This window comes from Kitasatospora sp. MBT66, assembly GCF_000710405.2.
In the GTDB taxonomy this organism is placed as follows: Bacteria; Actinomycetota; Actinomycetes; order Streptomycetales; family Streptomycetaceae; genus Kitasatospora; species Kitasatospora purpeofusca.
The window spans coordinates 143,937-165,933 of sequence record NZ_JAIY01000008.1 but is presented as its reverse complement, the minus strand read 5'-3'; the positions used below and the strand labels follow the sequence as shown (position 1 = coordinate 165,933).

The 21,997-nt window shown below is 70.9% G+C and carries 17 protein-coding genes and 1 tRNA gene; 16 read left to right on the top strand and 2 right to left on the bottom strand.

Translation table 11 applies throughout. The features are described 5' to 3' along the window. The first annotated feature begins 1 nt into the window (after position 1). Together BI06_RS21990 and BI06_RS21985 are read left to right on the top strand one after the other, a co-directional pair. On the top strand, positions 2 to 424 hold the full coding sequence (locus BI06_RS21990) for a MaoC family dehydratase (protein ID WP_030393244.1): 423 nt from the start codon (positions 2 to 4) through the stop codon (positions 422 to 424). Positions 425 to 527: 103 nt separating this feature from the next. Further along, positions 528 to 1,574, top strand: coding sequence for a UDP-N-acetylmuramate dehydrogenase (locus BI06_RS21985; protein ID WP_043470767.1), 1,047 nt, complete (start codon positions 528 to 530; stop codon positions 1,572 to 1,574). A 25-nt stretch (positions 1,575 to 1,599) separates the two neighbouring features. Here BI06_RS21985 and BI06_RS21980 read toward each other — a convergent pair whose 3' ends face one another. Together BI06_RS21980 and BI06_RS21975 are read right to left on the bottom strand one after the other, a co-directional pair. Beyond that, positions 1,600 to 2,628, bottom strand: a complete 1,029-nt coding sequence (locus BI06_RS21980; protein ID WP_043470765.1) for an adenosine deaminase — start codon at positions 2,626 to 2,628, stop codon at positions 1,600 to 1,602. Positions 2,629 to 2,770: 142 nt separating this feature from the next. After that, the gene (locus tag BI06_RS21975) at positions 2,771 to 4,015 is read right to left on the bottom strand and encodes a pyridoxal phosphate-dependent aminotransferase (protein ID WP_030393247.1); all 1,245 of its coding nucleotides are present in this window, start codon (positions 4,013 to 4,015) and stop codon (positions 2,771 to 2,773) included. Between the two features lie 257 nt (positions 4,016 to 4,272). Between BI06_RS21975 and BI06_RS21970 the strand changes: the two genes are divergently transcribed. From BI06_RS21970 to BI06_RS21905, 14 genes are all read left to right on the top strand, one after another. Then, positions 4,273 to 4,345, top strand: a tRNA-Trp gene (locus tag BI06_RS21970). 147 nt (positions 4,346 to 4,492) lie between these two features. Continuing rightward, complete coding sequence (gene secE / locus BI06_RS21965) at positions 4,493 to 4,825, top strand: preprotein translocase subunit SecE (RefSeq protein WP_030393248.1); 333 nt, start codon at positions 4,493 to 4,495, stop codon at positions 4,823 to 4,825. Positions 4,826 to 5,111: 286 nt separating this feature from the next. Next, positions 5,112 to 5,945, top strand: coding sequence for a transcription termination/antitermination protein NusG (nusG, locus tag BI06_RS21960; protein ID WP_043471356.1), 834 nt, complete (start codon positions 5,112 to 5,114; stop codon positions 5,943 to 5,945). A 167-nt stretch (positions 5,946 to 6,112) separates the two neighbouring features. Continuing rightward, positions 6,113 to 6,547 (top strand): 50S ribosomal protein L11, encoded by a 435-nt coding sequence (rplK, locus tag BI06_RS21955; RefSeq protein ID WP_030393250.1) that lies wholly within the window; start codon positions 6,113 to 6,115, stop codon positions 6,545 to 6,547. Between the two features lie 76 nt (positions 6,548 to 6,623). Continuing rightward, entirely contained in the window at positions 6,624 to 7,346 is a 723-nt protein-coding gene (rplA, locus tag BI06_RS21950) for a 50S ribosomal protein L1 (RefSeq protein WP_030393251.1), read from the top strand. Positions 7,347 to 7,528: 182 nt separating this feature from the next. Further along, positions 7,529 to 8,359 carry a hypothetical protein gene (locus tag BI06_RS21945; RefSeq protein ID WP_030393252.1) on the top strand — a complete coding sequence of 277 codons (831 nt, stop codon included), beginning with the start codon at positions 7,529 to 7,531 and terminating at the stop codon, positions 8,357 to 8,359. A 145-nt stretch (positions 8,360 to 8,504) separates the two neighbouring features. Next, positions 8,505 to 9,383 (top strand): hypothetical protein, encoded by an 879-nt coding sequence (locus BI06_RS21940; RefSeq protein WP_030393253.1) that lies wholly within the window; start codon positions 8,505 to 8,507, stop codon positions 9,381 to 9,383. A gap of 350 nt (positions 9,384 to 9,733) precedes the next feature. After that, a complete protein-coding gene (gene rplJ, locus BI06_RS21935; RefSeq protein WP_030393254.1) occupies positions 9,734 to 10,297 on the top strand; it encodes a 50S ribosomal protein L10 in 564 nt (187 codons plus the stop codon). A gap of 90 nt (positions 10,298 to 10,387) precedes the next feature. After that, a complete protein-coding gene (rplL, locus tag BI06_RS21930) occupies positions 10,388 to 10,771 on the top strand; it encodes a 50S ribosomal protein L7/L12 (RefSeq protein ID WP_030393255.1) in 384 nt (127 codons plus the stop codon). 825 nt (positions 10,772 to 11,596) lie between these two features. Further along, positions 11,597 to 15,073, top strand: coding sequence for a DNA-directed RNA polymerase subunit beta (gene rpoB / locus BI06_RS21925; RefSeq protein ID WP_030393256.1), 3,477 nt, complete (start codon positions 11,597 to 11,599; stop codon positions 15,071 to 15,073). Positions 15,074 to 15,174: 101 nt separating this feature from the next. Further along, a complete protein-coding gene (locus BI06_RS21920; RefSeq protein ID WP_030393257.1) occupies positions 15,175 to 19,065 on the top strand; it encodes a DNA-directed RNA polymerase subunit beta' in 3,891 nt (1,296 codons plus the stop codon). A gap of 175 nt (positions 19,066 to 19,240) precedes the next feature. Beyond that, a complete protein-coding gene (locus tag BI06_RS21915; RefSeq protein ID WP_030393258.1) occupies positions 19,241 to 19,921 on the top strand; it encodes a hypothetical protein in 681 nt (226 codons plus the stop codon). A 133-nt stretch (positions 19,922 to 20,054) separates the two neighbouring features. Next, on the top strand, positions 20,055 to 21,236 hold the full coding sequence (locus BI06_RS21910) for a sensor histidine kinase (protein WP_063764193.1): 1,182 nt from the start codon (positions 20,055 to 20,057) through the stop codon (positions 21,234 to 21,236). 56 nt (positions 21,237 to 21,292) lie between these two features. Next, positions 21,293 to 21,913 (top strand): response regulator transcription factor, encoded by a 621-nt coding sequence (locus tag BI06_RS21905; protein ID WP_051741712.1) that lies wholly within the window; start codon positions 21,293 to 21,295, stop codon positions 21,911 to 21,913. The last annotated feature ends 84 nt before the right edge of the window (positions 21,914 to 21,997 follow it).

Genomic DNA, 21,997 nt, shown 5'->3' with positions numbered 1-21,997 from the left:
GATGGCGATCGGATACGACGAGGTCGAGGTCGGCACCGAGCTGCCGGCGCAGTCCTTCCCGGTGACCAGGGCCGCGCTGGTGCAGTACGCGGGCGCCTCCGGCGACTTCAACCCGATCCACTGGAACGAGAAGTTCGCGCTGGAGGTCGGCCTGCCCGACGTCATCGCGCACGGCATGTTCACCATGGCCGAGGCGGTCCGGGTGGTGACCGACTGGGTCGGCGACCCGGCCGCGGTGGTCGAGTACGGCGTGCGGTTCGTCCGTCCGGTGCCGGTGCCCAACGACGGCACCGGCTCGGTGGTCGAGGTCACCGGCAAGGTGGCCAAGCTGCTCGACGACCGCAGGGTCCAGGTCGACCTGCTGGCGACCTACCAGGGTCAGAAGGTGCTCGGCATGGCCAAGGCGGTCGTCCGGCTCGGCTGAGCCCGCGCCCCTTCGCCCCGCCGCGCGGCTCGGGGCACCCCGCCCGCTCCGGCCCGGCCCCGCCCCGGGCCGGGCGGGGGCGGGCTCCCCGTACCCTGGGGGCGTGCTGGAAGAACTCGACGCCCTCCTCGCCCCGCTGACCACCCTGCGGCTCGGCGGCCCGGCCCGCCGCCTGGTGACCGCGCACACCGACGACGAGGTGGTCGCCGCCGTCCGCGCCGCGGACGCGGCGGGGCAGCCGCTGCTGGTGCTCGGCGGCGGCTCCAACCTGGTGATCGGCGACGCCGGCTTCCCGGGCACGGTGCTGCGGATCGCCACCACCGGTTTCGCCCTGGACGGCACCGTCCTGGAGCTGGCGGCCGGCGAGGTCTGGGCCGACGCGGTGGACCGCGCGGTCGGGGCCGGACTGGCGGGGATCGAGTTCCTGGCCGGCATCCCCGGCTCGGCCGGCGCGACCCCGGTGCAGAACGTCGGCGCCTACGGCCAGGAGGTCGCGCAGACGATCACCGAGGTGGTCGCCTACGACCGCCGGGCCGACGAGGTGGTCACCCTCCCCAACGCCGAGTGCGCGTTCTCCTACCGGCACAGCCGCTTCAAGGCGGACCCCGAGCGCTATGTGGTGCTGCGGGTCCGCTTCGGACTGGAGGACGCCGCCGGGCTCTCCACCCCGGTCCGCTACGCCGAGGTCGCCAAGCACTTCGGGGTGGCCCAGGACGAGCGGGTCGACCTGCGGGCGGCGTACGCGGCCGTGCTCGGGCTGCGGGCCGGCAAGGGCATGGTGCTGGACCCGGCGGACCACGACACCTGGTCGGCGGGCTCCTTCTTCACCAACCCGGTGCTGGGCCCCGAGCAGTACGCGGCCTTCCTGGCGCTGGCCGCCGAGCGCGAGCTGACCGCCCCCGCCTACCCGGCGCCGGACGGGCACACCAAGACCTCGGCCGCCTGGCTGATCGACCGGGCCGGCTTCGGCAAGGGCTACGGGAGCGGTCCGGCGACCCTCTCCACCAAGCACACCCTGGCGCTCACCAACCGCGGCGCGGCCACCACCGAGGACCTCCTCGCGCTGGCCCGGGAGATCCGGGACGGCGTGCGGGCGGCCTTCGGCGTGGAGCTGGTGAACGAGCCGGTGATGGTCGGCGTCAGCCTCTGAGCCGCGCGGGCCCGCTGTCCGGCCCTCAGGCCGTCAGCCAGGTGTCGATGTCCGCCAGCAGTTCCTTCCGCACGCTGTCCGGGGCTACCGAGCCGCGCACCGACTGCCGGGCCAGCTCGGCCAGCTCGGCGTCGGAGAAGCCCAGTACGTCGCGGGCCAGCTCGTACTGGTCGGCGAGCCTGGCGCCGAACAGCAGCGGGTCGTCGGCGCCGAGCGCCAGCGGCACCCCGGCGTCGAACAGCCGGCGCAGCGGGACGTCCTCCGGGCGCTCGTAGACGCCCAGCGAGACGTTCGAGGACGGGCAGACCTCGCAGGTCACCTGGCGGTCGGCCAGCCGCTGCATCAGCCGCTCGTCCTCGGCGGCCCGCACACCGTGGCCGATCCGGCCGGCGCCGAGGTCGTCCAGGCAGTCCCGGACGGACTCCGGGCCGGCCAGCTCGCCGCCGTGCGGGGCGGCCAGCAGTCCGCCCCGGCGGGCGATGTCGAAGGCCCGGTCGAAGTCGCGGGCCAGGCCGCGGCGCTCGTCGTTGGACAGGCCGAAGCCGACCACGCCCCGGTCGGTGTAGCGGACGGCGAGCCGGGCCAGGGTCCTGGCGTCCATCGGGGACTTCATCCGGTTGGCCGCGACCAGGACCCGGATGCCGACCCCGGTGGTGGCGGCGGCCTGCTCCACCGCGTCCAGGATCAGTTCCAGGGCCGGGATCAGCCCGCCCAGCCGGGGCGCGTAGGAGGTCGGGTCGACCTGGATCTCCAGCCAGCGGGAGCCGTCCCGCCGCTCGTCCTCGGCGGTCTCCAGCACCAGCCGGCGGATGTCCTCCTCGTCGCGCAGGACCGAGCGGGCGGTGTCGTAGAGGCGCTGGAACCGGAACCAGCCGCGTTCGTCGGTGGCCCGCAGCCGGGGCGTCTCGCCGGAGCTGAGCGCCTCCGGCAGCCGGACCCGGTGCTTCTCGGCCAGTTCCAGCAGGGTGGCCGGGCGCATCGAGCCGGTGAAGTGCAGGTGCAGGTGGGCCTTCGGAAGGTCCCTGACGTCTCGCGGGTTCAGCAGGCGTTCCATTCACGAATCCTGCCGTATCGGGGCCCCCTACGGGAACCGCCCTCTTTCCGGCCCCCGAAGGGGTGAAAAGAGGGCGGTCCGGTCAATCGGTGTTGACGTCACGCGTCGAGGCCACCGCGAGCGGGCCCCGGGCGGGGAGGGTTCAGCGGGCCTCGGCCAGCAGCTTCTGGATCCGGCCGACACCCTCGGCGAGGTCGGCGTCGCCCAGGGCGTAGGAGAGCCGCAGGTAGCCGGGGGTGCCGAAGGCCTCGCCGGGAACGACCGCGACCTCGACCTCGTCCAGGATCAGCGAGGCCAGCTCGGCGGAGGTCTGCGGACGCTGCCCGCGGATCTCCTTGCCCAGCAGGGCCTTGACGGACGGGTACACGTAGAAGGCGCCCTCGGGCTCGGGGCAGAGCACGCCGTCGATCTCGTTGAGCATCCGGACGATGGTGCGCCGGCGCCGGTCGAAGGCGGTGCGCATCTCGTGGACGGCGGAGAGGTCGCCGGCGACGGCGGCCAGGGCGGCGCGCTGGGCCACGTTGGAGACGTTCGAGGTGGCGTGCGACTGCAGGTTGGTCGCGGCCTTGACCACGTCCTTGGGGCCGATCACCCAGCCCACCCGCCAGCCGGTCATCGCATAGGTCTTGGCGACACCGTTGACCACGATCGTCCTGTCCGCGAGCTCCGGCAGCAGGGCCGGCAGCGAGACGAACTCCGCGTCGCCGTAGACGAGGTGCTCGTAGATCTCGTCGGTGAGCACCCACAGCCCGTGCTCCAGGGCCCAGCGGCCGATCTCCTCGGCCTCGGCCCGGGTGTACACCGCGCCGGTCGGGTTGGACGGCGAGACGAAGAGCACCACCTTGGTGTTCTCGGTGCGGGCGGCCTCCAGCTGCTCGACCGAGACCTTGTAGCCGGTGGTCTCGTCGGTCACGACCTCCACCGGCACACCGCCGGCGAGCTGGATCGACTCCGGGTAGGTGGTCCAGTACGGCGCCGGGACGATGACCTCGTCGCCCGGGTCGAGGATCGCCGCGAACGCCTCGTAGATCGCCTGCTTGCCGCCGTTGGTCACCAGCACCTGGGAGGGGTCCACCGCGTAGCCGGAGTCGCGCAGCGTCTTGGCCGCGATCGCCTCCTTGAGCTCCGGCAGGCCGCCGGCCGGGGTGTAGCGGTGGTTCCTCGGGTCGCGGCAGGCCTCGACGGCCGCCTCGACGATGTAGTCCGGGGTGGGGAAGTCCGGCTCGCCGGCGCCGAAGCCGATGACGGGCCGGCCGGCCGCCTTGAGGGCCTTGGCCTTGGCGTCCACGGCGAGGGTGGCGGACTCCGCGATCGCGCCGATCCGGGCGGAGACGCGGCGGTCGGCGGGGCGGACGGAACGGTCGGGCTGCGGGGTGGAAGCGCTCATGCCTGCATCGTCGCAGACCGCACACCGCCCGGGCATGGCGGTTTCACGATATGTACGGGAGCGTCCGCATGGCGGCCGGGTCGGCCCTGGTGACGGCCCGAAAAGAAGAGGTTCGACCAAACGCCCTTCGACCCCGTACACTCACTGATCGACGGCCACCGAACGAACCGGAGCCTCCACCGCCGCACAGAAACTGTGCGGGGATCGGCGGAAGATACGGTAGGTTGGTCGTCACTACTGGGGCCGCGAGGTTCCGTAGGGCAATAGCTCAATTGGTAGAGCACCGGTCTCCAAAACCGGCGGTTGGGGGTTCAAGTCCCTCTTGCCCTGCTGCTCGATTCGTCATCAGCCCGTTCGCTCCACAGAGCGAGCGGGCTTGATGCGGAGAGGGCGCCGATCAGCACCGCTAGCCGGCCGCTCGTGCCTCTTCGGGTACGCAGTCGACGCTCGGCAGGACCCGGATTCAGGTGAGGACGAGTGACGGAGACCACGGGCTCCACCGCAACGCCTGAGAGCGGCAACCCCGAGGGGGCCGACGGCGCTGCCGAGACCACCCCTGCGGAGGGTGATTCGCGCCGCAAGCGCTCTGGCGAGAAGAAGTCCGGCAAGCGGGCCAAGAAGGGCGTCTTCGCCCGTCTCGCCCTCTTCTACCGGCAGATCATCGCCGAGCTGCGCAAGGTCGTCTGGCCGACCCGCAACCAGCTGGTGAGCTACACCACGGTCGTGGTCGTGTTCGTCGTGGTCGTGATGGCCTTCGTGTCCGGCCTCGACTACGGCTTCTCCAAGGCCGCCCTCTGGATCTTCGGCTGACCAAGCCGTTCCACCTGTGCGTACAACCTCCCGACCCGGGCCGGTCCTCGGCCCGGGTCGAGCTGTCTGCGTCGGAGGTACGGGGCCGCTACCGTTGACTCGGTACTGTTGAAGTCTTCGAGGCGAACTTCCGGCGACCGCGTGAGCGGAGCGGAGCCGGACCGTCGCGGAGCGCGCCACCTTCACCATCTCCAGGAAAGAAGCAGCCACCGTGTCTGAGTCCCCCCTGTACGACGCCGACGAGACCGTCCTCGAGGCGGATGTCGCCGCCGAGGACGCGGCCGAGCTGGCTGACGCCGTCGAGTCCGACGAGCAGCAGATCGTGGACGCGGTCGACGCCGACGAGGACGAGGTCGAGGCGTTCGACGAGGCCGAGGCCGGCGAGCCGGCCGAGGACGTCGCGCTGCACGTGGAGACCGAGGAGGAGCTCGTCGAGGACGCCGCCGACGAGGACGCCGAGGACGAGGACGCCGCCGAGGAGACCGAGGAGGCCGCCGAGGAGGAGGCCGTCGAGGTCGACCCGGTCGCCAAGTTCCGCGAGGACCTCCGGTTCATGCCGGGCGAGTGGTACGTGATCCACACCTACGCCGGCTACGAGAACCGGGTGAAGCAGAACCTGGAGCAGCGCGCGGTCTCCCTCAACGTCGAGGAGTACATCTTCCAGGCCGAGGTGCCGCAGGAGGAGGTCGTCCAGATCAAGAACGGCGACCGCAAGACCATCCGCCAGAACAAGCTCCCCGGCTACGTCCTGGTGCGCATGGACCTCACCCCGGAGTCCTGGGGCGTCGTGCGCAACACCCCCGGTGTCACCGGCTTCGTCGGCAACGCCTACGACCCGTACCCGCTGACCCTGGACGAGGTCGTCAAGATGCTCGCCCCCGACGTCGAGCGCCAGGCGGCCAAGGAGGCCGGCAAGCCCTCGCCGATCAAGCCCAGCGAGATCCAGGTCCTCGACTTCGAGGTCGGCGACTCGGTCACCGTCACCGACGGCCCGTTCGCGACCCTGCAGGCGACCATCAACGAGATCAACCCCGACTCGAAGAAGGTCAAGGGCCTGGTCGAGATCTTCGGCCGGGAGACCCCGGTCGAGCTCTCCTTCGACCAGATCCAGAAGAACTAGTCCCATTGGTCTTCGGATTCGGGGCGGGCCTGCGGGCCCGCCCCGAATCCGTTTTGGTCCAGCGACGCCGAGGCGTTAGCCTGGTCCGATGTGTGTGCTGGCGACCGGGTGTCGCCCCGTGTCCGCGCACACACCAGCAATCACCTCTCGGAAGGACCCGGAGAGACATGCCTCCCAAGAAGAAGAAGGTCACGGGGCTTATCAAGCTCCAGATCAACGCCGGTGCGGCGAACCCGGCTCCGCCGGTCGGCCCCGCGCTGGGTCAGCACGGCGTCAACATCATGGAGTTCTGCAAGGCCTACAACGCTGCGACCGAGTCGCAGCGCGGCATGATCGTGCCGGTGGAGATCACGGTCTACGAGGACCGTTCCTTCACCTTCATCACGAAGACGCCGCCGGCCGCGCGCCTCATCCTGAAGGCCGCCGGTGTCGAGAAGGGCTCGAGCGAGCCGCACAAGACCAAGGTCGCGAAGCTCACCGCCGCCCAGGTCCGTGAGATCGCCACGACCAAGATGCCCGACCTGAACGCCAACGACCTGGACGCCGCGTCCAAGATCATCGCCGGCACCGCCCGGTCGATGGGCATCACGGTCGAGGGCTGATCACCCTTCTCGTCCCCGTGGTAGGGCCCGCGCAGGCCCGTGACACCACAACTCCATTCACCATTCAGGAGCAGCTATGAAGCGCAGCAAGGCCCTGAAGGCCGCGGACGCCCAGGTCGACCGCGAGCGCCTTTACGCCCCCCTCGAGGCCGTCCGCCTCGCCAAGGCGACCAGCACCAGCAAGTTCGACGGCACCGTCGAGGTCGCCATGCGTCTGGGCGTCGACCCGCGCAAGGCCGACCAGATGGTCCGCAGCACCGTGATCCTCCCGCACGGCACCGGTAAGACCGCTCGGGTCCTGGTCTTCGCGACCGGCGAGCGTGCCGAGGCCGCGCGTGCTGCGGGCGCCGACATCGTCGGTGCCGACGAGCTCATCGACGAGGTCGCGAAGGGCAAGCTGGACTTCGACGCCGTCGTCGCCACCCCGGACCTCATGGGCAAGGTCGGCCGCCTCGGCCGCGTGCTCGGTCCCCGTGGTCTGATGCCGAACCCGAAGACCGGCACCGTCACCCCGGATGTCGCCAAGGCTGTCAACGACATCAAGGGCGGCAAGATCGAGTTCCGCGTCGACAAGCACTCGAACCTGCACTTCATCATCGGGAAGACCTCCTTCTCCGACGAGCAGCTGGTCGAGAACTACGCCGCCGCGCTGGACGAGGTGCTCCGCGCCAAGCCGTCCGCCGCCAAGGGCCGCTACATCAAGAAGACCGCGTTCTCGACCACCATCGGCCCCGGCATCCTGGTGGACCCGAACCGCACCCGCAACCTCCTCGTCGAGGAGGACCCGGCCGCGGTCTGATCGCAGCCGACCTTCGTACGGCGGGCCCGTACCCCCTTCACCGGGGGTGCGGGCCCGCCGTCGTTTCCCGATCGATACCCCCTGCCGGGGGAACGGGCGCGCGGTCCGTCGTACGCTCGGCCGGTCCGCCCGCGCGTTCCCGGCCGAGGGAGCCCGCCGCCGTCCGACCGCCGGAGTGTGCCGTGCCCGCCCTTCGCCCCGCCGCCAAGGGGGCGGCCCTGCTGCTGCTCGCCGCAGGCCTCACCGCGTGCAGTGTGCTGGCCGTCTCCGGCGACCGCACCCCGATCAGCGACCGGCCCACTGTCCGTCCGCCCCGGCAGGTGCTGCTGTCCGCCTCGCAGCGGCTGGACGACGCCGGCGGGGCGCGGATCCAGGCGGTCGAGGAGGGCCCGTCGGGGCGGCGGAGCGCGAGCGGAACGGTGTCCTGGGGCGCCCACGACTCGGCCGAGCTGACCGTCACCGACGAGCTGGGCACCGGGCGGCTGCGGGGCCGGGACGGCGCCCTGGACCTCGGCTACACCGGTGCGGCGCCCCGGACCGCGGACCGGGACCGGGCGGAGTCGCTGGACCCGCGCGCCGTCCCCGGCGGACAGGGCGGCTGGTCCGGGGGCTGGATCACCGGTCTGCTCGCCAATCCGGGCGGGTCGGCGCGCCTGATGGCGCTGGCCGGCAAGCTCACCCCGCTGGGCGGCGAGGAGCTGAACGGCGGGACGGTCGCGCACTACCGGGGCGCCGCGCCGGTCGCCGACTACTTCGGCGCCGAGGAGGGGCTGAGCCCGGCCCGGCTGAACGAGATGCTCGACTACTACGAGCGGCGCGGGGTCGCCGCCGTCGAGTACGACTTCTGGGTGGCGCCGGGGGACCGGCTGCTGCGGGTGCGGTCCACGGTCAAGGGCGCGTCCGGCGCCGTGGTGACCACCACGGACATCACCGAGGGCGCCGAGCCGGCCGAGGGCGCCGCGACCGACGCGCCCGCCGGGGCTGCCGCCGCGCCGCCGACCCCCGCGGGCTGAACCGGCCCCGGCGCGGGACGGGAGGTGCGGCCGAGTGGCGGGGGGTGCCACGGAGCCGCGCGGGACCGGGTGGCAAGGTGGGCGGGAGCGGACGGGCCGGCCTGGGTGGCCGTCCGCCGAGGACGGATCCGACGGGGAGGCCTGGATGGCGGTGCGGCAGCGGCTGGCGGCGGTGGTCGCCGCCGCGGTGCTGGCGGGCGGCCTGAGCGGCTGCGGCGGGGCGGACGGCCCGGCCCCGGCCGGCTCCCCGAGCGCGTCCGGCGCCCCGACGCCGACGCCCAGCAGCGCCTCCCCGACCTGGCCGGCCAAGCCGACCGACCGCTCGCCGCACGGCGTGCTGCTCTCGGCCCAGCTGGCCATGCAGACCGCGCGCCGGGCCAAGGTGAGCTACCGGCTGGGCTCGGACGCCGGCTCCGGCCCGCTGTTCTGGCAGCCGAAGACCGCGCTCCAGGTCAAACGTTCCACCCCGGCGGCGGCCGAGCAGCTGATCGTCGTGGACACCGTCGCCTACGAGGGCGGCGACGCGGCCACCGCGGCCCGGCTGGGCGGGCGGCACTGGGAGCGGTTCGCCGGGGCGCCGGGCCCGGACGGGCACCGGGAGATCCCGTACGCGGGGCTGATCGACCTGCTCAACCCGGTGGTGGCGCTGGCCGCCGCCACCGCCGACGGGACCACCGCCCAGTACGTCGGCGAGGAGAAGTTCGAGGACTCCACGGTGGAGCACTACCGGGTGAGCACTGACGCGGCCCGCTACGCGGCGGCGCAGACCCAGCTGAGCCCGGCCCGCCGGGAGGGCCTGCGGACCGCGCTGGCGCCCGGCGGCTCGGCCTCGCTCACCCTGGACCTCTGGCTGAACGACAAGGACCAGCTGGTCCGGCTGCAGCGGACCGGGGCGGGCGACAGCGGCCGGCTGGACGACTCGGTGCTCTACACCGAGCCCGGCGGCCCGCTCTCGGCGCAGGCCCCGGCCGAGTCGGACACCGTGGACACCGGCACCCGCAGCACTCCGCCGACGGCCCGCTGAGCCCGTCCGGCCGCCGCGGCCAGGGGCGATTTGCCCCGGACGGCGGCGTCCGGCTACTGTGGCGGAAGCCAAAGACCGCTGGTTGTCGCGCTGCCCCCGTCAGGGAGTGCGTGACCGAAGGATCCGCGCCTCGTGCGCGGGCAGCCCGCGCAGGATTGTTTGGAGCTTTGACCTCCGGGTCGCGTGCCTCGCACGCGGACCCGTCGAGTTCACCACGAGCCCCGTGCGCCTGCGCACCGGGGCTCATCTGCTTTTCCGCAGAGGTTCTCCTCCGTCCGGTGGTCCGAGGCGCGAATGGTCGACTCTCGCGGTCGGCCTGATTTCGACATCACGGAAGGAGGCGTAAGCCTATGGCTAGGCCCGACAAGGCTGCTGCCGTCGCCGAGATCACGGAGCTTTTCCGTGGCTCGAACGCTGCGGTGCTGACCGAGTACCGCGGTCTGACGGTGAAGCAGGTCAAGACCCTGCGTCGCTCGCTGGGCGAGAACGCCCAGTACGCCGTGGTGAAGAACACGCTGACCAAGATCGCGGCCAACGAGGTCGGGATCACGGAGCTGGACGACCTGTTCGCCGGTCCGACGGCTGTCGCCTTCGTCACCGGTGACCCGGTGGAGTCGGCGAAGGCTCTGCGTGACTTCGCCAAGGAGAACCCTGCTCTCGTCATCAAGGGCGGTGTCCTTGACGGCAAGGCGCTGTCCGCCGACGAGATCAAGAAGCTCGCGGACCTCGAGTCCCGCGAGGTGCTGCTCGCCAAGCTGGCGGGTGCCATGAAGGGCAAGCAGTCGCAGGCTGCCGCGCTCTTCCAGGCCCTGCCCTCGAAGCTCGTCCGCACGGTCGAGGCCCTTCGGGAAAAGGTCGAGCAGGGCGGTGCCGGTACGCCGGCTCCCGCCGCCGAGGAGACCGCGGCCGAGTGATCGGCCGAGGCTCTGCCTCGCTGCGGGCCCGTACGCCCGCCAACCCGTACATCCGGCACCACCTGCCGATTTAGTGGAAGGACGCCAATCATGGCGAAGCTGACCCAGGACGAGCTGCTCGCGCAGTTCGAGGACCTGACCCTCATCGAGCTGGCCGCCTTCGTGAAGGCCTTCGAGGAGAAGTTCGACGTCACCGCCGCCGCGCCGGTCGCCGTTGCCGGCATCGCCGGCCCGGGCGTCGCTGCCGAGGCCGTCGAGGAGCAGGACGAGTTCGACGTCATCCTCGAGGGTGCCGGCGACAAGAAGATCCAGGTCATCAAGGAGGTGCGCACCCTGACCTCCCTCGGCCTGAAGGAGGCCAAGGACCTCGTTGACACCGCTGGTGCCAAGGTCCTGGAGAAGGTTGCCAAGGACGTTGCCGAGAAGGCCAAGGCCGCTCTCGAGGGCGCCGGCGCCAAGGTCACCGTCAAGTGACTCGCCGCCCCCTCTGAGGGGGCAGTGGGCCGGGCCGACCACCCTTGCGGGTGGTCGGCCCGGCTTTTTGCGTTTCCGGCCCCGCACCGGCCGGCGCCACGCCGGTGGGCCCGGCCGGTTCCGGGCCGCTGTCCGACCTCCGCCCCGGTGGCCGCCGGGCCCCGGGAGGGCCGTTCCCCGGGCCCTCCCCGGCCGGTCCGCGGCGGGTCCCCGGCGGGTCCGCGGCCGAACGCACCGGTGTGGCCGATCGGGCACTCGGCACTGTCGGTGCGGACGGGTATGGTGATCGCTGTCATCGGCTACGGCCCCGACCACGGCTTCTGTAACGCCGGGGTGGCCCGGAGCGATGAACGGGACGAGGCCCGCACCGGAGGCGGGCCCTTGACGAACCCGGCGGGCGCGCGCGATTCTCGAGGCGCGAGTCCGCCCCGGTTGGTCGACCGCCGGATGCATAACCGGCGGCTCCGGAGGGAAGTGACTCCACGTGAGTCGTGGGCCCGGACGAGTCCGGGCCGCTGCAGTACCCGGAGGGCGTTCGCGCCCGCCGGCTACCGGGAGGAGTCTCCGATTCGGTCTCCGAATCAGAGCTGGACAGCAGTGTCGCCTTTGGCTACACTGTCCCTTTGCGCTGCCTGTTAGCTGCTCCGTGACTCGTCGCCCGGAGTTTGCGTTGCCCTGAAGGGGTCTGGCACCGCCTCTGCAAAACGGCTCTGACCTGAGGTTTCGACCTCGGCGGAGGCCAGTGGAGTGGAGGTGGGACCGAGCCACTGAAGGCCCGGCCGGTACGCGCGTAGTGAGCTCCGAGCCCTCGGAAGGACCCCCCTCTTGGCCGCGCCGCGCAACGCCTCGAACAATTCCGCCGCATCCACCGCCCCGCTCCGCGTCTCGTTCGCGAAGATCAAGGAGCCCCTCGAGGTCCCTAACCTCCTGGCCCTGCAGACCGAGAGCTTTGACTGGCTGCTCGGTAACGCGGCCTGGAAGACCCGGGTCGAGCGGGCGCTGGACAACGGTCAGGACGTCCCCACGAAGTCCGGTCTGGAGGAGATCTTCGAGGAGATCTCGCCGATCGAGGACTTCAGCGGGTCGATGTCGCTGACCTTCCGCGACCACCGTTTCGAGCCGCCGAAGAACTCCATTGACGAGTGCAAGGACCGCGACTTCACGTACGCGGCCCCGCTCTTCGTCACGGCCGAGTTCACCAACAACGAGACCGGTGAGATCAAGTCTCAGACGGTCTTCATGGGCGATTTCCCGCTCATGACCCACAAGGGCACGTTCGTGATCAACGGCACCGAGCGTGTCGTCGTGTCGCAGCTCGTCCGCTCGCCGGGCGTGTACTTCGACTCCACCCTGGACAAGGTGTCCGACAAGGACATCTACTCCTGCAAGGTCATCCCCTCGCGCGGTGCCTGGCTGGAGATGGAGATCGACAAGCGCGACATGGTCGGCGTTCGCATCGACCGCAAGCGCAAGCAGTCGGTCACCGTGCTGCTCAAGGCCCTCGGCTGGACCAACGAGATGATTCTCGAGGAGTTCGGCGAGTACGAGTCGATGCGCGCCACCCTGGAGAAGGACCACACCCAGGGCCAGGACGACGCGCTGCTCGACATCTACCGCAAGCTGCGTCCCGGGGAGCCGCCGACGCGCGAGGCCGCGCAGACGCTGCTGGAGAACCTGTACTTCAACCCGAAGCGCTACGACCTCGCCAAGGTCGGCCGCTACAAGGTGAACCGCAAGCTCGGCAACGCCGAGTCGCTGGACTCCGGTGTGCTCACCGAGCCCGACATCATCAACGCGATCAAGTACCTGGTCAAGCTGCACGCCGGCGAGGTCGACTGGCGTGACGAGACCGGCCGCGACATCGTGGTCGAGGTCGACGACATCGACCACTTCGGCAACCGCCGCCTGCGCAACGTGGGCGAGCTCATCCAGAACCAGGTCCGTACGGGTCTCGCCCGTATGGAGCGCGTCGTGCGCGAGCGCATGACCACCCAGGACGTCGAGGCGATCACGCCGCAGACCCTGATCAACATCCGGCCGGTCGTCGCCTCCATCAAGGAGTTCTTCGGCACCAGCCAGCTGTCGCAGTTCATGGACCAGACGAACCCGCTGTCGGGCCTGACCCACAAGCGCCGTCTGTCCGCCCTCGGCCCCGGTGGTCTGTCCCGTGAGCGGGCCGGCTTCGAGGTCCGTGACGTGCACCCCTCGCACTACGGCCGCATGTGTCCGATCGAGACCCCCGAAGGCCCGAACATCGGTCTGATCGGCTCGCTCGCCTCCTACGGCCGGGTCAACGCGTTCGGCTTCATCGAGACCCCGTACCGCAAGGTCATCGAGGGTGTCGTCACCGAGCAGGTCGACTACCTGACCGCCGACGAGGAGGACCGCTTCGTCATCGCGCAGGCCAACGCCCCGCTGACGGCGGAGCTGACCTTCGCGGAGCCGCGTGTCCTGGTCCGCCGCCGCGGCGGCGAGATCGACTACATCCCCGGCACCGAGATCGACTACATGGACGTCTCGCCGCGCCAGATGGTGTCGGTCGCGACCGCCATGATCCCGTTCCTCGAGCACGACGACGCCAACCGCGCGCTCATGGGCTCGAACATGATGCGTCAGGCGGTGCCGCTGCTGAAGAGCGAGGCTCCGCTGGTCGGCACCGGCATGGAGTACCGCTGCGCCGTCGACGCCGCGGACGTCATCACCGCCGAGAAGGCCGGTGTCGTCCAGGAGGTCTCGGCCGACTACGTCACCGTGGCGAACGACGACGGCACGTACACCACGTACCGCGCCGCCAAGTTCACCCGCTCCAACCAGGGCACCGCCTTCAACCAGAAGGTGCTCGTGGACGAGGGCGCCCGGGTCGAGTCCGGCCAGGTGCTCGCCGACGGTCCTTGCACCGACGAGGGCGAGATGGCCCTCGGCAAGAACCTGCTGGTGGCGTTCATGTCCTGGGAGGGTCACAACTACGAGGACGCGATCATCCTGTCGCAGCGCCTCGTGCAGGACGACGTCCTCTCCTCGATCCACATCGAGGAGCACGAGGTCGACGCCCGTGACACCAAGCTGGGCCCGGAGGAGATCACCCGGGACATCCCGAACGTCTCCGAGGAGGTCCTCGCCGACCTCGACGAGCGCGGCATCATCCGCATCGGCGCCGACGTCGTCACCGGCGACATCCTGGTCGGCAAGGTCACGCCCAAGGGCGAGACCGAGCTGACCCCGGAGGAGCGCCTGCTCCGCGCGATCTTCGGCGAGAAGGCCCGTGAGGTCCGCGACACCTCGCTGAAGGTGCCGCACGGTGAGTCCGGCAAGGTCATCGGCGTCCGCGTCTTCGACCGCGAAGAGGGCGACGAGCTGCCCCCGGGCGTCAACCAGCTGGTCCGCGTCTACGTGGCCCAGAAGCGCAAGATCACCAACGGTGACAAGCTCGCCGGCCGTCACGGCAACAAGGGCGTCATCTCGAAGATCCTGCCGGTCGAGGACATGCCGTTCCTGGAGGACGGCACCCCGGTCGACATCATCCTCAACCCGCTGGGTGTCCCGTCCCGAATGAACCCGGGACAGGTCCTGGAGATCCACCTCGGGTGGCTCGCCAAGCAGGGCTGGGACGTCTCCGGCCTCGCCGACGAGTGGGCCCAGCGCCTCCAGGCGATCGGCGCCGACCAGGTCGACGGTGGCACCAACCTCGCCACCCCGGTCTTCGACGGCGCCCGCGAGGACGAGATCACCGGCCTGCTGGACCACACCACCCTCACCCGTGACGGTGAGCGCCTGGTGAACTCCACCGGTAAGGCCCGGCTGTTCGACGGCCGCTCCGGCGAGCCGTTCCCGATGCCGGTCTCGGTCGGCTACATGTACATCCTCAAGCTGCACCACCTGGTCGACGACAAGCTGCACGCCCGTTCGACCGGCCCGTACTCGATGATCACCCAGCAGCCGCTCGGTGGTAAGGCGCAGTTCGGTGGTCAGCGCTTCGGTGAGATGGAGGTGTGGGCCCTCGAGGCGTACGGCGCGGCCTACGCGCTGCAGGAGCTCCTCACCATCAAGTCCGACGACGTCCTCGGCCGTGTGAAGGTCTACGAGGCCATCGTCAAGGGCGAGAACATCCCCGAGCCCGGCATTCCCGAGTCCTTCAAGGTGCTCATCAAGGAAATGCAGTCGCTCTGCCTCAACGTGGAGGTGCTGTCCTCGGACGGCCAGTCCATCGAGATGCGGGACTCCGACGAGGACGTGTTCCGCGCCGCCGAGGAGCTCGGCATCGACCTGTCCCGGCGCGAGCCGAGCAGCGTCGAAGAGGTCTGACGGAGGCCGGGCCGGCTGCTCACCGAGCAGCCGGCCCGCCCCCAGGCCCCCCTCAGACCACATGAACGACTCTCGACTTACGAAAGAGGGCTTGACGACCAGTGCTTGACGTCAACTTCTTCGACGAGCTCCGCATCGGCCTGGCCACCGCCGACGACATCCGCCAGTGGTCGCACGGCGAGGTCAAGAAGCCGGAGACCATCAACTACCGCACCCTGAAGCCCGAAAAGGACGGACTCTTCTGCGAGAAGATCTTCGGTCCGACCCGGGACTGGGAGTGCTACTGCGGCAAGTACAAGCGCGTCCGCTTCAAGGGCATCATCTGTGAGCGCTGCGGCGTCGAGGTGACCCGCGCCAAGGTGCGCCGTGAGCGGATGGGCCACATCGAGCTGGCCGCCCCGGTCACCCACATCTGGTACTTCAAGGGTGTGCCGTCCCGCCTCGGCTACCTGCTGGACCTGGCGCCGAAGGACCTCGAGAAGGTCATCTACTTCGCCGCCTACATGATCACCTGGGTGGACGACGAGCGCCGTCAGCGCGACCTGCCGTCCCTCGAGGCGCACGTCTCGGTCGAGCGTCAGCAGATCGAGAACCGTCGCGACTCCGACCTGGAGACGCGTGCCAAGAAGGCCGAGACCGACCTCGCCGAGCTGGAGGCCGAGGGCGCCAAGGCCGATGTGCGCCGCAAGGTGCGCGAGGGCGCCGAGCGCGAGATGAAGCAGCTGCGCGACCGCGCGCAGCGCGAGCTCGACCGCCTCGACGAGGTGTGGGCCCGCTTCAAGAACCTCAAGGTCCAGGACCTCGAGGGCGACGAGCTGCTCTACCGCGAGCTGCGCGACCGCTTCGGCACCTACTTCTCCGGCTCGATGGGCGCGGCGGCCCTCAAGGACCGCCTCGAGACCTTCGACCTGGCGGAGGAGTCCGAGCGCCTGCGCGAGATCATCCGCACCGGCAAGGGCCAGAAGAAGACCCGTGCGCTCAAGCGCCTCAAGGTCGTCTCCGCGTTCCTGCAGACCACCAACAAGCCCAACGGCATGGTGCTGGACTGCGTCCCGGTCATCCCGCCGGACCTGCGTCCGATGGTGCAGCTGGACGGTGGCCGCTTCGCGACCTCCGACCTGAACGACCTGTACCGCCGTGTCATCAACCGCAACAACCGCCTGAAGCGGCTTCTCGACCTCGGCGCGCCCGAGATCATCGTGAACAACGAGAAGCGCATGCTCCAGGAGGCCGTCGACGCGCTGTTCGACAACGGCCGTCGCGGCCGTCCGGTCACCGGCCCGGGCAACCGCCCGCTGAAGTCCCTCAGCGACATGCTGAAGGGCAAGCAGGGTCGTTTCCGCCAGAACCTGCTCGGCAAGCGAGTCGACTACTCGGCCCGTTCGGTCATCGTCGTCGGCCCGCAGCTCAAGCTGCACCAGTGCGGTCTGCCGAAGGCCATGGCGCTGGAGCTCTTCAAGCCGTTCGTGATGAAGCGCCTGGTCGACCTGAACCACGCGCAGAACATCAAGTCGGCCAAGCGCATGGTCGAGCGTGCCCGCCCGGTCGTGTGGGACGTCCTCGAAGAGGTCATCGCCGAGCACCCGGTCCTGCTGAACCGTGCGCCCACCCTGCACCGCCTCGGCATCCAGGCCTTCGAGCCGCAGCTGGTCGAGGGCAAGGCCATCCAGATCCACCCGCTCGTCTGCACCGCGTTCAACGCGGACTTCGACGGTGACCAGATGGCCGTCCACCTGCCGCTCTCCGCGGAGGCGCAGGCCGAGGCCCGCATCCTGATGCTGTCCTCGAACAACATCCTGAAGCCGGCCGACGGTCGCCCCGTCACCATGCCGACCCAGGACATGGTGCTCGGTCTGTTCTTCCTGACCTCGGACCGCGACAACGTGAAGGGCGCCGGCCGCACCTTCTCGTCGACCGCCGAGGCGATCATGGCCTTCGACGCCCGCGAGCTGGGCGTCCAGGCTCCGATCGAGCTGCGCCTGCCGATCGGCACCGTGCCGCCGCGCGGCTGGACCCCGCCGCTGGACGAGGACGGTCAGTCGTCCTGGTTCGAGGGCGAGTCCTTCCGCCTGAAGACGACCCTGGGCCGCGCGCTCTTCAACGAGCTGCTGCCCGAGGACTACCCGTTCGTCGACTACGAGGTGGGCAAGAAGCAGCTCTCCGCGATCGTCAACGACCTGGCCGAGCGCTACCCCAAGGTCACCGTCGCGGCGACCCTGGACAACCTGAAGGCGGCCGGCTTCCACTGGTCGACCCGTTCGGGTGTCACCGTCTCGATCTCCGACGTCGTGGTCCCGCCGAACAAGGGCCAGATCCTCGAGGGCTACGAGGCCCAGGCGGAGAAGATCCAGAAGCAGTACGAGCGCGGTCTGATCACCAACGACGAGCGCAAGCAGGAGCTCATCGGCATCTGGACCCGGGCGACCAACGAGGTCGCCGAGGCCATGAACGAGAACTTCCCGAAGACGAACCCCATCTTCATGATGGTCGACTCGGGTGCTCGTGGAAACATGATGCAGATGCGTCAGATCGCCGGTATGCGTGGTCTGGTGTCCAACGCGAAGAACGAGACCATCGCGCGACCCATCAAGGCGTCGTTCCGTGAGGGCCTCTCCGTGCTGGAGTACTTCATCTCCACCCACGGTGCCCGTAAGGGTCTCGCGGACACCGCCCTCCGTACCGCCGACTCCGGCTACCTCACCCGTCGTCTGGTCGACGTCTCCCAGGACGTCATCATTCGCGAGGAGGACTGCGGCACCGAGCGCGGCCTCAAGCTGGCGATCGGCACGGTCGAGAACGGCGTCCTGCGCAAGACGGACGACGTCGAGACCAGCGTCTACGCCCGCATGCTCGCCGAGGACATCACGGTGGACGGCAAGCTCCTTGCCACCGCCAACACCGACCTCGGTGACGTGCTGATCGACGAGCTGATCCGCCACGGCATCAGCGAGGTCAAGACCCGCTCGATCCTGACCTGTGAGTCGGCCGTCGGCACCTGTGCCTTCTGCTACGGCCGCTCGCTGGCCACCGGCAAGCTGGTCGACATCGGTGAGGCGGTCGGCATCATCGCCGCCCAGTCCATCGGTGAGCCCGGTACCCAGCTGACCATGCGTACCTTCCACACCGGTGGTGTGGCCGGTGACGACATCACGCAGGGTCTGCCCCGTGTCGTCGAGCTCTTCGAGGCCCGTACCCCCAAGGGTGTGGCCCCGATCTCGGAGGCCCAGGGCCGGGTCCGCATCGAGGACACCGAGAAGACCCGCAAGCTGGTCGTCACGCCGGACGACGGCACCGACGAGATTGCCTACCCGGTCTCGAAGCGTGTGAAGCTGCTCGTCAGCGAGGGCGAGGCGGTCGAGGTCGGCCAGAAGCTGACCATGGGTGCCACCAACCCGCACGACGTGCTGCGGATCATGGGCCAGCGTGCCGTCCAGATCCACCTGGTCGCCGAGGTCCAGAAGGTCTACAACTCGCAGGGTGTGTCGATCCACGACAAGCACATCGAGATCATCATCCGGCAGATGCTCCGCCGCGTGACGATCATCGAGTCGGGCGACGCCGAGCTGCTCCCGGGCGAACTCGTCGAGCGCGGCCGCTTCGAGACCGAGAACCGTCGTGTGGTCTCCGAGGGCGGTCACCCCGCCTCCGGCCGTCCGCAGCTGATGGGTATCACCAAGGCCTCGCTGGCCACCGAGTCCTGGCTGTCGGCCGCCTCCTTCCAGGAGACGACCCGGGTCCTCACCGACGCGGCGATCCACGCCAAGTCGGACCCGCTGCTGGGCCTCAAGGAGAACGTCATCCTCGGTAAGCTCATCCCGGCCGGTACGGGTCTGCCCCGCTACCGCAACATCCGGGTCGAGCCGACCGAGGAGGCCAAGGCCGCGATGTACTCGGCCGTCGGCTACGACGACTACGACCTGTCGCCCTTCGGCGCCGGCTCCGGCCAGGCGGTCCCGCTGGACGACTACGACTACGGCCCGTACACCGGCTGAGTCGAAGGTTCCTGATCGCAGGGCGGTCACCCCGAACGGGGTGGCCGCCCTGCGGCGTTCCCGGACTCCGTCGCGCGGGGGAGGGCGGGAAACCGGTCCGGCGGGGGAGGCGTCGCGGGGGCGGGGAGCGCCAGGCTCGTAACCGTCGGAACGAGGACGGGTGGAGGACGCGGGCATGGACGTGCGACGGGTGCTGGGGGCGGCGGCGATCACCGGGGCGGTGGCGCTGGGCTCGGTCGGCTGCTTCTGGGAGTGGGAGGAGGGCCGCGAGCGGCTGACGGTCTCCTACGGGGTGGCCGGGCCGGTGGACGAGCTGGTGGTGGACGGGCGGACCGGCGGCATCGAGGTCCGGGCCGGGGACACCCTGCGGGTGGTCGAGAAGCAGGACTACCGCGGCGACCCGCCGCGGACCAGGCACTCGCTGGTGGACGGCACGCTCCGGCTGGACTACGACTGCTCGCACTGCGGGGTCGGCTACGAGGTGACCGTCCCGGCCGGCACGGCGGTGCGGCTGAACAGCGGGACCGGCGGGATCCGGCTGCGCGGCCTGGCCGGGGAGGTGCAGGCCACGGCCGGTGTCGGCGGGGTGGAGGCGAGCGGTCTGACCTCGGCGAAGGTCCGGGTGGTCGCGGACACCGGCGGGGTCGAGCTCTCCTTCGCCGCGAGCCCGACCTCGGTGGAGGTCCGGGCCGGGATCGGCGGGATCCGGGTCGCGGTGCCCGGCGGCGAGCCGTACGCGGTGGACGCCGGGACCGACGTCGGCGGGGTCGAGGTGACGGTGCCCCGGCAGGCCGGCGCGGCCCGCAGCATCACGGCGCGGGCCGGGACCGGGGGCGTGGCGGTCGTCGGTGGCTGAACCGGTGGCCGGGCCGGGCTCCGGGTCTGGGGCTGGGCCTGGGCCTGGGGCCGGGCCGGGACTGCCCACCGAGCTGCCGGTCGGGCATGATCTTCTGGGCGGGGACGGGTTCCCCGGGTACGGGGGAGATGCTGTGACGGAACGAGTGGCGCAGTGGCGTGCCCGGGTGACCGGGGTCGACCCGTACGTGGTCGACGGCCTGTTGGCGGTGGGCTCGGCGGCGGTCTCGGTCTGGTCGGTGTACCACGACGACACCGCCTGGGACTGGTGGGTCTACCTGCTGGCGTTCGGGACGGCCCTGCCGCTGCCCTGGCGGCGCCGGGCGCCGGTCACCGTACTGGCGCTCAGCGGCGGGCTGTCGGCGCTGCTCTCGGTGCTCGCCCACTCGGCGATGCCGCAACTGCCGCTGTACGCGGTGATCGCCCTCTACACGGTGGCCGACCGGGCCGGGGAGCGGCAGCGCTGGACGGTGCTGGCGGTGACCGTGGTCGCCAATGTGGTGGGCACCCGCTCGCCGAACGGCGCGCTGTTCTCGCTGCTCACCTCGGTCGGGGCGTTCGTCTTCGGCTGCCTGGTGCGGGAGCTGCGCCGGCTGGCGGCGGTGGAGGCGGAGCGGGCCCGGGAGGCCGGCCGGCGGGCGGCCAGTGACGCGGCCCGCGCGGTGGTCGAGGAACGCGCCCGGATCGCGCGGGAGATGCACGACATCCTGGCGCACGCCGTCTCGCTGATGGTGATCCAGGCGGAGGCGGGGCCGCTGGTGGTGCGCGGCGATCCGGACCGGGCGATCAAGGTCTTCGACACCATCGCCGACTCCGGGCGGGACGCCATGGTCCAGCTGCGGCGGGTCCTGGGGGTGCTGAAGGAGGACGGCGCGGTGCCGGAGCTGGCCCCGCAGCCCCGGCTGGCCGAACTGCCCGCGCTGGCCGAGCGGGTGCGCCGCACCGGGGTGCGGGTCGAGCTTGAGGTCGACGATCCGGCCGGGCCGCTGCCCGCCGACATCGAGGCGGCCGGCTACCGGATCGTGCAGGAGGCGCTGACCAACACGGTCAAGCACGCGGAGGCCGGCCGGATCGAGGTCCGGGTGGTCCGGGAGGGGACGGAACTGGTGGTGCTGGTGTCCGACGACGGGCGCGGGGTGCGGCTGCGGCCGGACCGCGCGGCGGGCGGCCTCTCCGGCGGCCGGGGGCTGGTCGGCATCCGGGAGCGGGCGGCGGCCTGCGGCGGCCGGGCGGAGGCCGGTCCCGGGCCGGAGGGCCGGGGGTTCCTGGTGACCGCCCGGCTGCCGCTGGGCGGCGAGGAGAGGGTGGGGGCGTGAAGCCGATCAGGGTGGTCGTCGCGGACGACCAGGAGCTGGTGCGGGCCGGGTTCGGGATGATCCTGGACGCGCAGCCGGACATCGAGGTGGTCGCCGAGGCGGCGGACGGGGCCGAGGCGGTCGAGGCGGTCCGCGTGCACGGCCCGGACGTGCTGCTGCTGGACGTCCGGATGCCGGTCATGGACGGTCTGGAGGCGGCCCGACGGGTGTGCGCCGAGTACCCGGGCACCAAGGTGATCATGCTGACCACCTTCGACATCGACGACTACGTCTTCGACGCGCTGTACGCGGGCGCCAGCGGCTTCCTGCTCAAGGACGTCCGCCGGGACGACCTGGCGCACGGCGTCCGGATGGTGGCCTCCGGGGACGCCCTGCTGGCGCCCTCGGTGACCCGCCGGCTGATCGGCGAGTTCGCCGCCCGGCGTCCCGGCTCCGGCGAGCGCCCGGCGCGGCCGCCGTCCCGGCTGCTGGAGCAGCTGACCGCGCGCGAGCGGGAGACGCTGGTGCTGCTGGCCCGGGGGCTGTCCAACGCCGAGATCGCCGCCGAGCTGGTGGTGAGCGAGCACACGGTGAAGACCCATGTCAGCAATGTGCTGGCCAAGCTGGGGCTGCGGGACCGGGTGCACGCGGTGGTGTTCGCCTACGAGGCGGGCGCGGTGGTGGCAGGCGAGGGCTGACCGCGCGCGGGGCGGGGGCGGGGCTGAGGTGTCCTCCCTCGCGCGGGGGAGCCGCCGGGTTCGCCGGTGCGGGCGATTCGCGAC